The 14160-nt window shown below is 74.7% G+C and carries 13 protein-coding genes and 1 pseudogene; 3 read left to right on the forward strand and 11 right to left on the reverse strand.

Annotation, left to right across the window (positions count from 1 at the left end):
- Positions 1-116: 116 nt before the first annotated feature.
- Entirely contained in the window at positions 117-329 is a 213-nt protein-coding gene (locus QA634_RS00360) for a hypothetical protein (RefSeq protein ID WP_265576496.1), read from the forward strand.
- Between the two features lie 468 nt (positions 330-797).
- On the opposite strand, the gene QA634_RS00365 is transcribed toward QA634_RS00360, so the two are convergent.
- Together QA634_RS00365 and QA634_RS00370 are read right to left on the reverse strand one after the other, a co-directional pair.
- Complete coding sequence (locus QA634_RS00365; protein WP_012330076.1) at positions 798-1589, reverse strand: ABC transporter permease; 792 nt, start codon at positions 1587-1589, stop codon at positions 798-800.
- Positions 1586-2257, reverse strand: coding sequence for an ABC transporter ATP-binding protein (locus tag QA634_RS00370; RefSeq protein ID WP_012330077.1), 672 nt, complete (start codon positions 2255-2257; stop codon positions 1586-1588). Before QA634_RS00370 ends, QA634_RS00365 begins: the two co-directional genes overlap by 4 nt.
- Before the next feature lie 222 nt (positions 2258-2479).
- On the opposite strand from QA634_RS00370, the gene QA634_RS00375 reads away from it, so the two are divergent.
- Positions 2480-3700, forward strand: coding sequence for a DUF2252 domain-containing protein (locus QA634_RS00375; RefSeq protein ID WP_012330078.1), 1221 nt, complete (start codon positions 2480-2482; stop codon positions 3698-3700).
- Here the strand turns inward: QA634_RS00375 and QA634_RS00380 are convergent.
- From QA634_RS00380 to QA634_RS00415, 8 genes and pseudogenes are all read right to left on the reverse strand, one after another.
- Complete coding sequence (locus QA634_RS00380; protein WP_012330079.1) at positions 3682-3912, reverse strand: hypothetical protein; 231 nt, start codon at positions 3910-3912, stop codon at positions 3682-3684. The two genes, QA634_RS00375 and QA634_RS00380, sit on opposite strands and share 19 nt — an antisense overlap.
- Before the next feature lie 90 nt (positions 3913-4002).
- On the reverse strand, positions 4003-4407 hold the full coding sequence (locus QA634_RS00385) for a carboxymuconolactone decarboxylase family protein (protein WP_012330080.1): 405 nt from the start codon (positions 4405-4407) through the stop codon (positions 4003-4005).
- Between the two features lie 33 nt (positions 4408-4440).
- Positions 4441-4887 carry a DUF4186 domain-containing protein gene (locus QA634_RS00390; RefSeq protein WP_012330081.1) on the reverse strand — a complete coding sequence of 149 codons (447 nt, stop codon included), beginning with the start codon at positions 4885-4887 and terminating at the stop codon, positions 4441-4443.
- 397 nt (positions 4888-5284) lie between these two features.
- A pseudogene (locus QA634_RS00395) lies at positions 5285-5854 on the reverse strand (ABC transporter ATP-binding protein); the annotation flags it as partial.
- A gap of 264 nt (positions 5855-6118) precedes the next feature.
- On the reverse strand, positions 6119-6976 hold the full coding sequence (locus QA634_RS00400; protein WP_012330082.1) for a universal stress protein: 858 nt from the start codon (positions 6974-6976) through the stop codon (positions 6119-6121).
- An 88-nt stretch (positions 6977-7064) separates the two neighbouring features.
- Entirely contained in the window at positions 7065-8204 is a 1140-nt protein-coding gene (locus QA634_RS00405; RefSeq protein ID WP_012330083.1) for an ABC transporter permease, read from the reverse strand.
- A 3-nt stretch (positions 8205-8207) separates the two neighbouring features.
- A complete protein-coding gene (gene rbbA, locus QA634_RS00410; protein ID WP_012330084.1) occupies positions 8208-10943 on the reverse strand; it encodes a ribosome-associated ATPase/putative transporter RbbA in 2736 nt (911 codons plus the stop codon).
- Entirely contained in the window at positions 10940-12253 is a 1314-nt protein-coding gene (locus QA634_RS00415; RefSeq protein ID WP_012330085.1) for an HlyD family secretion protein, read from the reverse strand. Before QA634_RS00415 ends, rbbA begins: the two co-directional genes overlap by 4 nt.
- A gap of 311 nt (positions 12254-12564) precedes the next feature.
- Here QA634_RS00415 and QA634_RS00420 point away from each other — a divergent pair, with 311 nt between their 5' ends.
- Positions 12565-12780, forward strand: coding sequence for a hypothetical protein (locus tag QA634_RS00420; protein ID WP_012330086.1), 216 nt, complete (start codon positions 12565-12567; stop codon positions 12778-12780).
- A gap of 191 nt (positions 12781-12971) precedes the next feature.
- On the opposite strand, the gene QA634_RS00425 is transcribed toward QA634_RS00420, so the two are convergent.
- Positions 12972-14042, reverse strand: a complete 1071-nt coding sequence (locus tag QA634_RS00425; RefSeq protein ID WP_012330087.1) for an alpha/beta fold hydrolase — start codon at positions 14040-14042, stop codon at positions 12972-12974.
- Between the last annotated feature and the right edge of the window lie 118 nt (positions 14043-14160).

Genomic DNA, 14160 nt, shown 5'->3' on the forward strand with positions numbered 1-14160 from the left:
CGCAGCAGGTTGTATTCTCCGTCTTACGCACGCAGGGCGCGTGGCTCGCCGCGCGCCCGCGCGCTATGCTGGGCCGGAGGGACGGACAGAGGCCGGACGTGCGGGTTCTGAGACGGATGGCGCGGCGTTTGGTCGGGCGGGCGGGAGGTCCGCGGGCCGCGCAGGCGGACGAGGCCGAGGCGATCCGGCGCTCGGGCCTCCTCGACGTCAATTACTACCTGATGGAGGGACAGGACGTCCTGGCGGCCGGCCTCGACCCGGTGGTTCATTTCTGCGAATTCGGCTGGCGGGAGGGCCGCCGCCCCAACCTCTGCTTCGACCCGGCCTGATACCGGGCGCGCTACCTCGCGCGGGCGCCGCGGGCGGGTTCCCTCGCCAATCCCCTCGCCCATTACCTCGCCGGGGGCGAGGCGGCGGGCTGCCGGCCGATCGCGTATTTCGACCCGGCCTGGTACCGGCGGACCTACGGCGTCCCGGCCGGCACGACCGCCCTCGCCCATTACCTCGCGCATCGCCGCTCCCAGCGCGTCGCGCCGAACCCGCATTTCGACCTCGCCTACTACCTCGCGCGGCACGGGCGGGAGATCGGCCCGAACCGCGATCCCTTCGCGCATCTCCTGCGCTGCGGGGCGACCCGCGACCTCGACCCGTCGCCGCAATTCGACTCCGCCGCCTACCGGCGGGCCGCCATGCCGGCGGCCGCGACCGGCCCCGCGGACCTCACCGCGCACGAACTCCGCGTTCCCCTGGTGCACTTCCTCGACGCCTCGGCCCACCCCTGACGGGCGCGGGCCCCGTCAGGCGAGCCGGTCGAGGCGCAGGCGCTGGCGGTCGTCGGTCAGGGCGCGGCGGGCCAGGAGGGCGGTCGCGAGGGCCGCGAGGCCGCTCGCGCCGGCGAGCAGGAACAGCAGCAGGATCTGGTACTTCACCGCCTCGACCGGGTCCATGCCGGCCAGGATCTGCCCGGTCATGATCCCGGGCAGCGTGATGATGCCGGCGGCCGACATCTGGTTGATGACCGGCAGGAGCCCGCGGCGGACGGCCGTGCGGACGGGGCCCGCGACGGCCTCGGCGAAGGGCACGCCGAGCCCGAGCTGGGCCTCGATCGCCGCCCGCTCCCGCCGGACCCCGCCGAGCAGGCTGTCGAGCGTGAGGCTGGCGGCGTTCAGCACCGAGCCGAGCACGATGCCGGCGAGCGGGATCGCGTAGCGGGGATCGTACCAGGGCGTCGGGCGGATCGCCGTCGCGAGGGCGAGGCCGCAGGTCGCCGCCGTGGCGAGGAGCACGCCGCCGAGGCCGATGCCCTCGGTGACGAGGCCGCGGAAGCGCTGCTCGGGCCGCGCCGCCACCTCGCGCGCCGCCACGAGGCTCATCGCCAGCACCAGCACGAGGGTCGCGCGCGGGTCGTCGAGGGCGAAGACGAGGCGCAGCAGGTAGCCGACGCCGATCAGCTGGACGACCATCCGGGCCGCCGCCAGGGCGATCTGGCGGTGGAGGTCCAGGCGCAGGGCGAGCGAGAGGCCCGCATCCAGCACCACCAGGGCGGCCGCGAGGGCGAGGTCGGCGGCGCCGAGGCTGATCGGCGTCACGCCACCGCCTCGAGCCGCCGGCCCGCCATCCGCAGGCGCCGCGCGGCGAGCCGTCCGCTCTGCGCCGAGTCGTGCGAGACCATCAGGACGATCGTCCCCGCTGCCGCCCGCTCGCGCAGCACGGCCTCGACGGACGCGGTCGCGACCGGATCGAGGGGGCCGGTCGGCTCGTCGAGCAGCAGGGCCGGCGGGGTCAGGACCAGGGCGCGGATCAGCGCGAGGCGCTGGCGCTCGCCCGTCGAGAGGGTGGCGACCGGGCCGTCGAGGCAGCCGGCCGGAAGGCCGAGCCGCGCGGCGAGGGAGGCGGCCGCGCCGCGCCGCCCGGGCGCGAAATGCGCGGCCCCGGTCTCGCCCCACCAGCCGGATTCGGCCGCCACGTAGGGAACGAGCCGGCGCCATTCCGGGGCCGGCATCGCCGCGCGGCAGCGCCCGTCGAGCCGCACGCGCCCGCAATTCACGTCGAGATCGGCGATCATGCGCAGGAACAGGCTCTTGCCGGCACCCGAGGGGCCCGCGATGGTCACGATCTCCCCGGGCGCGACGGACAGGTCGAACGGGCCGGCGAGCGGGCTGCGCAGCGCCTCCACCTGCAGGCCGCGCGGGCCCTCGCGCTCCCTGCCCGGCCCGGGCGCCGGGGCGTCCGTCCGCCCCCGTGCTGCGATGCTCAATCCCGGCCTCCTCCGCCCGCCGCGCCGGCCCCGTTTAGCGCGGCGCGGGCGCCGTGCCAGCGCCGGACGTCACGGCCACCGCCGCGGCGGGCCGCCGGCCGCCCACGCGCCGGCCGGCCTCCTCATCCCCCACAGCTACGATTCGTCGCGCGTTGCCGCTCTGTTCCCGTGCGTTGATGCAGCGCCGCGGCCACGGCGCGGCAGCGACGCGAAGGGGTGTGGATGAGCGGGAACGGCGTGATCGGGGCCGCGGAGCGGGAATCGGTGCTGGAGCGGCAGCGGACCCTGAAGATGGCGAGGTCGGCCCACGCCTACGTGCGGGGCAACACCCTGAAATTCTACGAGTGGCTGGGTACCCTCGCGCGCGGCACCCTGCCCGAGGGGCCGCCGGTCTGGATCTGCGGCGACTGCCACCTGGGCAATCTCGGTCCGCTGGCCGATGCGGAGGGCCGGGTCGAGATCCAGATCCGCGACCTCGACCAGACGGTCATCGGCAACCCGACCCACGATCTCGTGCGGCTCGGCCTGTCCCTCGCCAGCGCCGCCCGCGGCTCGAACCTGCCGGGCGTCGTCACGGCGCGGATGCTCGACGAGATGGTCCGCGGCTACGCGCTCGGCCTCGCCGGCCCCGCGGCGCGGGAGGGCGCGCAGGAGGCCGCCCAGGAGGCCGCGCAGGAGCCCGAGGTGGTCAGGGTGGTCCGCCGCCGCGCCCTCGGGCGGCGCTGGAAGCACCTCGCCCGCGAGCGGCTGAAGGATGTCGAGCCGGCGATCCCCCTCGGCCGCAAGTTCTGGGCCCTGGAGCCGACCGAGCGCGAGGCCATCGAGGCGCTCTTCCGCAGCGAGGGCGTGCGCGACCTCGTCCTGGCGCTCAACCGGCGCAGCCCGCAAGCGGAGGTGCGCCTGATCGACGCCGCCTACTGGATGAAGGGCTGCAGCTCGCTCGGCTTCCTGCGCTACGCGGCGCTGGTGCGCATCGCCGAGCCCGAGGGGCGCAGCCTCGCCCTGGTCGACCTGAAGGAGGCCGTGCGGGCCGCCGCGCCGCCGGCGCCCGGCGTTCGGATGCCCGAGGATCCCGCCGAGCGGGTCGTGGCGGGCGCGCGGGCCCTGTCGCCGGCCCTCGGCGAGCGCATGCTGCCGGCCCGGCTCCTCGGCCGCCCGGTCGTGCTGCGCGAACTTCTGCCCCAGGATCTCAAGCTCGACGTGGACCAGTTCAGCCGCGAGGAGGCCGTCGCGGCGGCCCATTACCTCGCCCGCGTGGTCGGCCGGGCGCATGGCGGGCAGATGCCCGAGGCCGACCGCGCGGCGTGGCGGGAGGAGGTGCTGCGCGACCGGCGCCAGGCCGATGGCGCGCCGTCCTGGCTGTGGTCGAGCGTCGTCGAGCTCGCGGGGCGCCACGAGGTCGGCTACCTGGAGCATTGCCGGCGCTATGCCGAGGCCGCCTGACCGCGGCGCCCCGCATCGGCCGGCCCTCGGCGGCCCGTCCCGAGGGGCTCCATATCCGGGGCGAGGGCCCGGCAGGCGGCCGCGAAGCCGCCCGCGCTGACGACCCGGATCTCGGCCGCGCGGGCGGCCCCGCCCGCCAGGATCGCGGCCCCGCCCGCCAGGAGCGCGGCCGAGCGCGCGAGGGCGCGGCACAGGAGGGTGCGACGGATCACGGGCCTTCTCCTTCGAGGCGGGAGGACGTCGCGGGAGCGAGGCGCCCGAACCGCGCGCCCGTCGAGCCGAGCCGTCCTGCGGCCCCTCCGTCAGGCCTGGAACTCGGGATCCACCGGGATCTGCATCGCGGTGACGAGGGCGTTGGTCTCGGACGCCATGCCGATCACGGCGAGCAACTCGCCGTGCTGCGCCTCGCTCATGCCCTTGGCGCGCGCCGCGGCGGTGTGCGAGTGGATGCAGTAGCTGCAGCCGTTCGCGGTCGACACCGCGATGTAGATCAGCTCCTTGGTCAGCGGGTCGAGGGCGCCGTCCGCCGCCATCACCTGCTTGAGGCTCCTCCAGATGCGCTCCAGCACCGCGGGCTGGTTGGCCAGGCCGCGCCAGAAGTTGTTGATGAAGGGAGAGCCGCGCGTCGCCCGGATGTCGTCGAACACCGCCTTGACGCGCGGATCGGCCTCGGCCTCGCCGTCGCTCCACAATCTCACGGTCGCCATGCCCTCGCGCTCCTCGCTGGTCGGGGTTCGGGCTCAACGCTGCCGGAACAGGGGGAGCGCGTCCACCGAGGCGTCGGGCGCGCTCCCGGCGCCCGGCGCCTGCCCCAACTCCTGCGCCTGCCCCAACTCCGGTGCCTGGGCGCGCAGCCAGCGCGCGAGGGCCGCCACGACGTGGTCCTGCTCGGCCGGTGTGAGCGGGCGGCCGGGCGGGATGCGGTGCCACTTCGCCAGGCAGCCCCGGCAGCAGGTTGCCGTGGCGTGCTGGGCGACGAAGACGGGGTGGCCCCGGAACGGCGTCTGCTTGCCGTCCCGGTCCGGTCGGGCCGGCGCGAGGCGCCGCGCCACGAAGTCCCGCGCATGGGCGGTCATCCCGGCCCACCCGATCCGGCGAAGGACGTCCCGCTCGGCCGCTCCCAGGCCGAAGCGCCGCCGGAAGGCCGAGTGCGGGAGCCGGTCGAACACCTCGTCGAGCGACCGCATCGCTGAGCCCTCCCCACTTCCTCGCAATCGGATGCCCGCCCGGGAGCGGCGGCGCAAGCCGGAGGCGGCGCCGGCCCGGCCTTATCTCTCCCGGTTCTCTCTTGCTTCGAACAGCCTTTCCCGACGTATAATGGCCCAGGAGGGCGGGCCATGACCAGACATACTCAGATCACGCGTGCCAATCGTTGCCGCGATACGACACGCGAGAGGCTGTGGCGCAACCTGATGGTGCGTGAGGTAGACCTTCGATGCTTGGCGCGGTCGATGGAAGCGCTGTCGAGATCCTATGCATTGCTGAATCAGCCGCTCTCTTCCGCCTGGGCCGGTGCGCCGAGGCCGCGCCTGCCGCGCCCGTGAGGGTGGCCACCGGGGCCGCGCCGGGCGGCCCCGGTGGCCATCAGGCCGTCCCGAGCAGGTCGAGGATCCGGCGGCGGGCCTCGACCAGGGCGGGATCATCGCGGTGGCGCGGGCAGGGATGGTCGTGGGCGAGATCCGCCCGGATGCGTGCCGGCCGGTCCGAGAACACCAGAACGCGACCGGCGAGCATCGGCGCCTCCTCGACGTCGTGGGTGACCAGGAGGGCGGCGAAGCCCTTCTCCTGCCAGAGCCGCAGCAATTCGGCCTGCATGGTCAGGCGGGTCAGCGAGTCGAGTTTGCCCAGGGGCTCGTCAAGGAGCAGCAGCGGCGGCTCGTTCACGAGGGCGCGGGCGAGCGCCACGCGCTGGGCCATGCCGCCCGAGAGCTGATGCGGGAAGGCGTCCGCGAAGGGCGACAGCCCGACCAGCGCCAGGGCGGCGGCGGCGCGGTCGCGGGCCAGGACGCCGCTTGCCTCCGGCCCGACCGCCACGTTCCCGGCGACGCTGCGCCAGGGATAGAGGGCTGGGTCCTGGAACACCACGCCCCGCGACGGGTGAGGCCCCTCCAGGGGGGCGCCGTTCACCGCCCGGGTCGCCTCGGGGACGTGGAGCGCGCGCGACCGCTCGGTCCGCGCGTCAAGGTCGCGGCGCCGCCGCGTTGCGGGCCGACACCGTATCGGTTGCGTATCGACACTCGCGGGAACTTTCCGTTGCCCGGCTCGCGCCCTCGGCGCAGCTCGATCGACTGCCTGTAAATTTTTTATCAGCGGGAAATAGTCAGCGTCAACGAGACGAATATATTCTTGTAACGAGAGATCTTGGTAATTTCATCCTCGCGGCGCGGGCCGGGGAGGAGGCCGACCCGCGCGCCGGCCTCAATGGGCCATCAGGACCGGGATCTCCGCCCGCGCCACCACGTGCCTTGTCACGCCGCCGAGCAGGAGCTGGCGCACGCGGCTATGCGTGAAGGCCCCCATCGCGAGCAGGGTCGCGCCGCGCCGCGCGGCCTCCGCCAGGATCCCCTCCCCCTCGGTCTCGCCGGGCGCGAGGCGCACCCGGGCCGAGTCGGCCTGGATGCCGTGCCAGTGCAGATAGGCGCCGAGGTCGGCGAGCCGGGTCTCGCCGCTGCGGGCCGTCTCGGCCTCGATCACCGTGACGCGGTCCGCCTCGTGCAGGAGGGCGATCGACTGCGCGACGAGGTGCGTCGCCTCCAGGCTGCCGTTCCAGGCGATCACCACGTGGCGCAGCAGGTCGTCCGGCACGGCCTCGCCGACCATCAGGACCGGCCGCCCGACCGCGAACAGGGCCGTGTCGAAGGCGGCCTCGGTGAAGGGCGTCCCGGCCCGCGGCCGCCCCACCACGACGAGGTCGTGGATGCGCCCGAGCATGGTCAGGGCGTGGTCCGCGTCGCCCTCGACCTCCGTCCAGCGCAGGAAGGTGGCGTCGAGGCGCTCGGGCGCGTCGGCGAGCGGGATCCCCTCCCGGCCGCACCAGGCGGCGACGCGCTCGCGCGCCTGCGCGGCGGCGAGGCGCTGCCCCTCCTTGATCGCCGAGACGGTCAGGGAGGAGGCGGGCAGCCCGGCGAGCGGGGCCAGGACCTGCTCCACCGTCGGGGCGAGATAGGCCACGGTGACGTGGGCGCGAAGCCGCCGCGCGAGCCGCCCCGCGGCGTCGAGCGCGGGCGATGGGTCGAGGTCGGCCGCGAGCGGCACCAGAATGCAGCGCATCACCATGGTTCGTCTCCTCCGATCCCCGGAGGATGCGCCCGTCCGCCGCCGCTGCCTTGCGCCGGATCAATCTCCGCGTGTGGACGCGCCGCTTTCAGCCGCGCGCCGCCGCGTCCGCGGCGAGGCGGAAGCGGCGCAGGGCGAGCACCAGGAAGAGGCCGCCCATCAGCGCGATCAGCACGAGCCGCGGCCAGACCACGCCGAACCCCGCCCCGCGGTAGAGGATCGCCTGCGCGAAGGCGACGTAGTGCACCGTCGGCGAGGCCTGCAGGATCCGGGCGAGCCAGGCCGGCATGCTCTCCAGCGGCGTGTTGCTGCCCGACAGCATGGCGAGCGGCAGGTAGACGAGGAGGTAGAGCAGGCCGAGCTGCGGCATCGAGCGGGCGAGCGTGCCGAGGAACAGGCCCACCGCCGTCGCGAAGAACAGGTAGACCGCGGTGCCGGTTAGGAAGAGCGGCACGGAGCCGGCGATGGGCACGTGCAGCAGCCGGCGCACCACGATCTCGACCGAGGCCGCCACCGCCACGAGGATGACCGCGCCGTTGGCCCAGACCTTCGCCATCGCGATCTCGAAGGGCCGCACGGGCATCACCAGCAGGTGGTCGAGGGTGCCGTGCTCGCGCTCGCGCACGATCGCCGCGCCCGCCAGGATGATGGCCAGCATGGTGACGTTGTTGATGATGCCCATCACGCTGGTGAACCAGGGCGTCTCGGTGTTGGGATTGTAGGCGACCCGCGACGCGAGGGTGACCGGCGCGGGCCCGGCCCGCCCGGCCCGGGCGAGGAAGCCCGAGATCTCCTCGAGGATGATCTGCTGCGCGTAGGAGGCGCCGAGCCCGGCCTGCACCATGGCGGTGGCGTCGATGTCGAGCTGGAGGGCGGCGGGGCGCCGGTCGAGGAGGTCGCGCTCGAAATTCGGCGGGATGTCGAGGACCAGGGTGTAGCGCCCGGCATTCATCGCCGGGACGATGTCGCGCTCCGCCAGCGGCTGCGGCCGGCGGAAGACCGGCGGCAGGAAGGCGCCGGCGATGCGGCGCGAGAGGGCGGAGCGGTCCTCGTCGACGATCCCCACCGAGGCGTTGCGGACCTCCTGCGAGCTGCTCTGCGCCTGCATCAGGATCGCGAGCGAGAAGCTGTAGATCACGAGGCCGAGCATCACGGTGTCGCGCAGGACGCTGCGCAGCTCCTTGGTGCCGAGCCAGAAGATGGTGAGGGCGGAGCGCATCGGGCCCATGCCTCAGCGCTCCTGCCGGGGCAGCATCAGGAGCGCGAGCCCGGTCAGCGCCGGCACGAACAGCGCGAGGGCGACGAGGTTCGGGGCGAGGTCCGCCAGGCCGAGACCCTTGGTGAAGGTGCCGACGCTCAGCGGCAGGTAGTAGGTCATCGGGAAGAGGCCGCCGATCACCCGCGCCCCGCCCGCCAGGGAGGAGACCGGGACCAGCATGCCGGCGAACATCGTCGCCGGCACCACGGTCAGGATCGCGGTGCCGAACAGGGCCGCGATCTGCGTGCGCGCGAAGGTCGAGACCAGCATCCCGTACGCGGTCGTCGCCGTCACGTAGAGCAGGGTCCCGGCCGCCAGCGTCGCGAGGCTGCCCTTGAGCGGCACGCGGAACACGAGTTCCGCCATGGCGAGCATCAGCCCGAAATTCAGCATGGCCAGCGCCACGTAGGGCAGCTGCTTGCCGACCAGGAATTCGAGGCGCGTCACCGGCGTGACGAACAGGTTGGTAATCGAGCCGAGCTCCCGCTCCCGCACCACGGCGAGCGCCATCAGGATCGCCGGGATCAGGGCGAGCTGGAGCGCGATCTGGGCCGGCACCATCGCGTAGACGCTATTGAAGCTCTGGTTGTACTTGAAGCGCAGCGCGACCTCGGCCGGGGGGCCGGGGCGCGGGGGCACCCGCAGCAGCCTGTCCTCCAGCGCGCTCTCGTTCAGCGCCGAGAGGTAGCCCCGGATCGTCTGGGCGACGAAGGGCCGCGCGCCGTCGATCCAGGCGCCGACCTCGGTCGGGCGGCCATGGGCGAGGTCGCGGCCGAAATGCGGGGGGATCTCCAGCGCCGCCGCGATCTCGCCGCTGGCGAGCCGGCGCGCGAGTTCGGCGTCGTCGGCGAGCGGCGCCCGCTCCTCGAAGTACGGCGACCCGCGCAGGGCCGACAGGTAGGCGCGGCTGGCGTGGCTGTGGTCGCGGTCGAGCACCGCGAAGGTGAGGCTGTTCACGTCGGTCGAGATGCCGAAGCCGAAGACCAGCATCAGGAAGCTCGTGCCCAGGATCGCGAAGCCGAGGCGGACGCGGTCGCGCAGGAGTTCGAGCGTCTCGCGGATCGCGCAGGCCCGCAGGCGGCGCAGGCTGAAGGCCCGCGCCGGCCCGGCCCGGGGCGCCTCCCGGGGGGCGATCCAGGCGGGCGGGCCCGCGGCGGCGCCGCGCTCGGCGGCGGCCTCCTCCAGGCAGGCGATGAAGGCCTCCTCCAGGCTCGCCGCGCCCCGCGCCCGGATCAGGCCCGCGGGCGTGTCGGTCGCCAGCACCCGGCCGGCATCCATCAGGGCGATGCGGTCGCAGCGCTCCGCCTCGTTCATGAAATGGGTCGAGACGAAGATCGTGACGCCGCGGCGGCGCGCGAGGTCGGTGAGGAGGTCCCAGAACTGGTCGCGGGCGATCGGGTCGACGCCGGAGGTCGGCTCGTCGAGGATCAGCAGGTCCGGCGCGTGCACGATGGCGACCGCCAGGGACAGCCGCTGGCGCAGGCCGAGGGGCAGGTCCTCGGCCGCGTGGTCGGCATGGTCGGCGAGGCCGCATTCCGCGATCAGCTCGGCGACCCGGGCCCGCGCGGCCGCGGCCGGCAGGCCGAACAGGCGCGCGTGCAGGTCGAGGTTCTGCCGGACGGTGAGTTCGGCGTAGAGCGAGAAGGCCTGCGACATGTAGCCGACCCGCTTGCGGGTCGCGAGGTCGCCCGGATCGAGCGGCCGGCCGAACAGCAGCGCCTCGCCCTCGCTCGGCGGCAGCAGCCCGGTCAGCATCTTCATGGTCGTGGTCTTGCCGCAGCCGTTCGAGCCGAGGAAGCCGAAGATCTCCCCGCGCCCGATGCTGAAGTTCACCCGGTCGACCGCCGTGAAGGCGCCGAAGCGGCAGGTCAGGCCCCGCGCCGTGATGATCGGCTCGCCCGCACCCTGCGGCCGCGGCGGCGCGGGGGCGCGGGGCGCGGGCGGCGCCCCGTCCGAGATCAGCGCCACGAAGGCCGCCTCGATGTCGTGCGTGCCGGTCGCCCGCTTCAGCGCGGCGGCCGAGCCCGTGGCGACGATCCGGCCCGCATTCATCGCCACGAGCCAGTCGAACCGCTCCGCCTCCTGCATGTAGGCGGTCGCCACCAGCACCGAGAGGCCGGGGCGGCTCTCGCGGATCCGGTCGATCAGGATCCAGAACTGGCGGCGGGAGAGCGGGTCGACGCCGGTCGTGGGCTCGTCGAGGATCAGCAGGTCGGGCTCGTGGATCAGCGCGCAGCACAGCCCGAGCTTCTGCTTCATCCCGCCCGACAGCTTGCCGGCCGGGCGGTCCGCGAAGGGCGCGAGCCCGGTCGCGGCGAGGAGCGCGCCGATGCGCGCCTCCCGCTCCGGCCCGGCCTGCCCGAACAGGCGCGCGAAGGTCAGGATGTTCTCGCGGATGCTGAGGTCCGGATAGAGGTTCCGCCCGAGCCCCTGGGGCATGTAGGCGACGCGCGGGCAGATCGCCGCCCGGTGGGCGGGATCGGCGATGTCGCCGCCGAGCACGCGGGCCCGGCCCTGCTGGATCCGCCGCGCCCCGGCCAGGATCGCGAGCAGCGAGGACTTGCCGACGCCGTCCGGGCCGATCAGCCCGACGACGCACCCCGCCGGGAGCGACAGCGTGACCGCGTCGAGGGCGCGGCGCTTGCCGTAGCGATGCGAGAGCCCCTCGACGCGGGCGACGGGGCCGGCATCCGGTGCGGCCCGCGTCATCGGGCGCTCGCCAGCGGCAGGCTCGGCGGCGCGCTCGGGGCGAGGCGCGCCGGCCAGGCGGCGGCGGCGTCGGTGCGCACGTAGCCGATCCCGGGCAGCCCCGCCCGCACCAGGGCCTCGCGGCCCTTCAGGCGCTCCGGATCGACGCGCAGGCGGATGCGGAACATCAGCTTGTCGCGCTCGTCGCGGGTCTCGACGGTCTTGGGCGTGAACTGCGCGCGGCTCGCCACGAACACCACCTTGGCCGGGATGACGTGGTCCGGATAGGCGTCGAGGACGATGCGTCCCTCGGCCCCGAGCGTCACCCGCCCGGCCTCGGCGGTCGGCAGGTACAGGTCCATGTAGACGTAGCCGGCATCCAGCATGGTGAGGACCTTGCCGCCCGCGGCGAGCACCTCGCCGACATTGGCGATCCGGTACTGGATCGGCCCGTCGCGGGGGGCGGTCAGGGAATTGTCCGCGATGTTGACCCGGTAGAAGTCGACGCTGTGGCGGGCGGCATCGAGGGCGTGGCGGGTCGCCCCGACCCGGGCCGCGGCGGCGTCGCGCGCCGCGACGGCGCCCGCGGCCGCTTCCCGGGCGGCCGCCAGGGCGTGCTCGGCCGCGCCGATCCGGGCGCGGGCCGCGGCCTCCGCCGCGAGGGCAACGTCCACGACCTGCTGGCGGGTATCGAGGGTCTCGTGGGTGGCGAAGCCCTTGCCCACGAGGGTGCTGGTGCGCGCCAGTTCCTGCTTGGCGAGCCGCAGCCGGCTCTGCTCCTGCTGCAGGTTGGCATTCGCCTCGTCGAGGGCGCGCTGGGCCCTGGCGACCGTCGCCTCGCTGCTGCGGATGGCGGTCTCCTGCTGGGCGAGGGTCCTGTCGGCCTCCTCGACCGCCTGGGCGGCCTGGCCGGCCATCGCCTCGGCCTGGCCCATCTGCGCCTGCAGGTCCCGCGTGTCCATGACGGCCACGACCTGACCGGCCCGGACGAGGTCGCCCTCGTCGGCGAGGACCTGGGCGAGGCGCCCGGCGAACTTCGTGCTGATGTCGATCTCGTCGGCTTCGAGGCGGCCGTTCCCCTGCGCGAAACCCGCGGGAAGCCAGGGCTGGTGGGCGCGCCACCACGCGTAGCCCCCGCCGCCCGCCCCGAGCAGGAGCGCGGCGAGGACGGCGAAGCGCAGGGCTCGCCGGGCGGCGGGGATGCGCGGGACGGGGCGGGGCGCGGCCGCGGGCGGCGGCGGCACGGGCACGAGGGATCGGGCGGCGGATGCCGGCCCGTCCGGCCGCACCGAGACCTCGGGCGACGCCTCGGCAGGGGGGGAGGTGGTCACGATCGCTCCTCTCGCGGTGGTCCGGGGAAGCGGTGCCTCCGGCAGGGTCGAGGATCGGGCCGGCGCGGCGCCCGAGCCGGTTCGGGCGGCGCGGCCGCCGAGTCCCGACCCCTCGCGCGGATGGCCCGACCGAGCGCCGGATCACCATGCCCGCAGGATAGGGACCGCTGCGGCGCACGGGATTGATCTGGATCAGGGGGCGTGCCCCCCGCGCGCGGCAACGTCCGGCTGGACGCGCCCGCTTGCGCTGGATCAATGCCCGCGCGAGCGGGCGCGCCATGGTCGCTGCTTCGAGGTGCGGGATTGCTCGAATGCGCAGGTTCACGGTCGATTTTCGCAAGGTCGTCTCGGACGACACCGGGCACGAGCGCTGCGTCCTGCAATGGACCTGCGTCGTCCGCGGCTTCTCGGAGGCCCAGGCCATCCGGGAGGCCAAGCTGATGCTGTGCCACAGCCTGGGCGTGGCGGATTGGCGGGTCCGGGCCGACAGCTGTCAGGCGCGCGAGATCGCCGACAAGGTGGCGTGATCCGCAATCCGACGGATTGCGTCGCGATGCGGATGTCGGCATCTCACGCGCCGCGCGGGCTGGTCATACGACATCCGACGGATTGCTTCGCCATCTCCCATTTCGGCCATGCGGATGTCGGCTTCGCTCACGCGCCGCGCGGGCTTGGGATCCGCTGTCCGGACGATCACCGGACAGCGGATGAGACGGGTTCAGGCCGGATCCGCCGCGCCGGGAGCGGCCGCGCGCCGCAGGATCCAGTCGAGGATCCCGGGCCAGAGCCGCGCATGGGCCGCGGGCCCGACCAGGGGCCCGAGATGCTGCAGCATCGGGCCGGGCTCGCCCTCGTAGGTCAGCAGCTCGGCGGGCGGGCCGGCGACCGCGGCGAGGCCGCGGCGCAGGGACTCGGGCGGGACGATGAGGCCGGAGGGATTGAGCACGGCCAGGATCGGCGCCCTCACTCCGGCGAGCCCGACCCTGTGCGCGCCGACCCGCAGCGTGCCGGCCAGGAACCGGTCCTCCCGGTACAGCTGGGCCAGCACGTCCTCGAAGAACGGCCCGGGCAGCGCGAACTCGTCGAGGGCCCAGCGGGCCACGCGGGCATGCACCGCGAGCGCGAGCGGATCGCCGAGGCAGGCGGCGAGATCGAGGGCCGGCTGGAGGCGGAACACCTCCGGTGCGGCCTGCAGGCTGAGCGCGGTGATGACCGATCCGGGCACCGGGTCGCCGAGGGTCGCGCGCAACCCGGCCAGGTCGGGGATCTCGCGCGCGGCCCGGGCGAGCGGCCCGCCGGCCTCCCCGAAGGCGAGCGGCGCGTCGAGGAGGACGAGTCCGGCCACCGCGCCAGGGTGACGCGCCGCGCAGATCGCCGCGAGGGTGCCGCCCAGCGAGTGGCCGGCGAGGATGGGCGCGGCCCCGCCCGTCTCGGCCGCGATCGCGGCCAGCGCCTCGCTCGGGATGCGGTCGGCGTAGTCGGCGAGGCCCCAGCGATCCTCCGGCGCGGCCGGATCGCGCCACGCGACGAGGTAGACGCGCAGGCCGCGCGCGAGGCAGCGCCGCACCACGCTCACCGGCGGCATCAGGTCCCAGATGTAGGGCCGCTTGAAGGGCGCGGGACAGATCAGCAGGACGGGCCCGTCTTCCCGCTCGCGCGCGTGGTAGGCCCGCAGCTGCGCGCCGGGCAGGTCCGCGACGCTCCGCCAGGGCGTTTCCTGCGGCCCGTAGCCGAGCGCGTCGGCCATCCGCCCAGTCTGGCGGCGCATCTCGTCCAGCCACGCCGTCACGCGCGCCCGAGGCTCCCGCGCGGCGCGCCGAGGGGATCCTGGCGCCGCGGGCCGCGCATCGGGGACAACGGCGGCGCCGGCGCGGAGTTGCGCCCCCGCCGGGCGCGCCGCAACCGGG

It is taken from the genome of Methylobacterium sp. CB376, assembly GCF_029714205.1.
Lineage (GTDB): Bacteria > Pseudomonadota > Alphaproteobacteria > Rhizobiales > Beijerinckiaceae > Methylobacterium.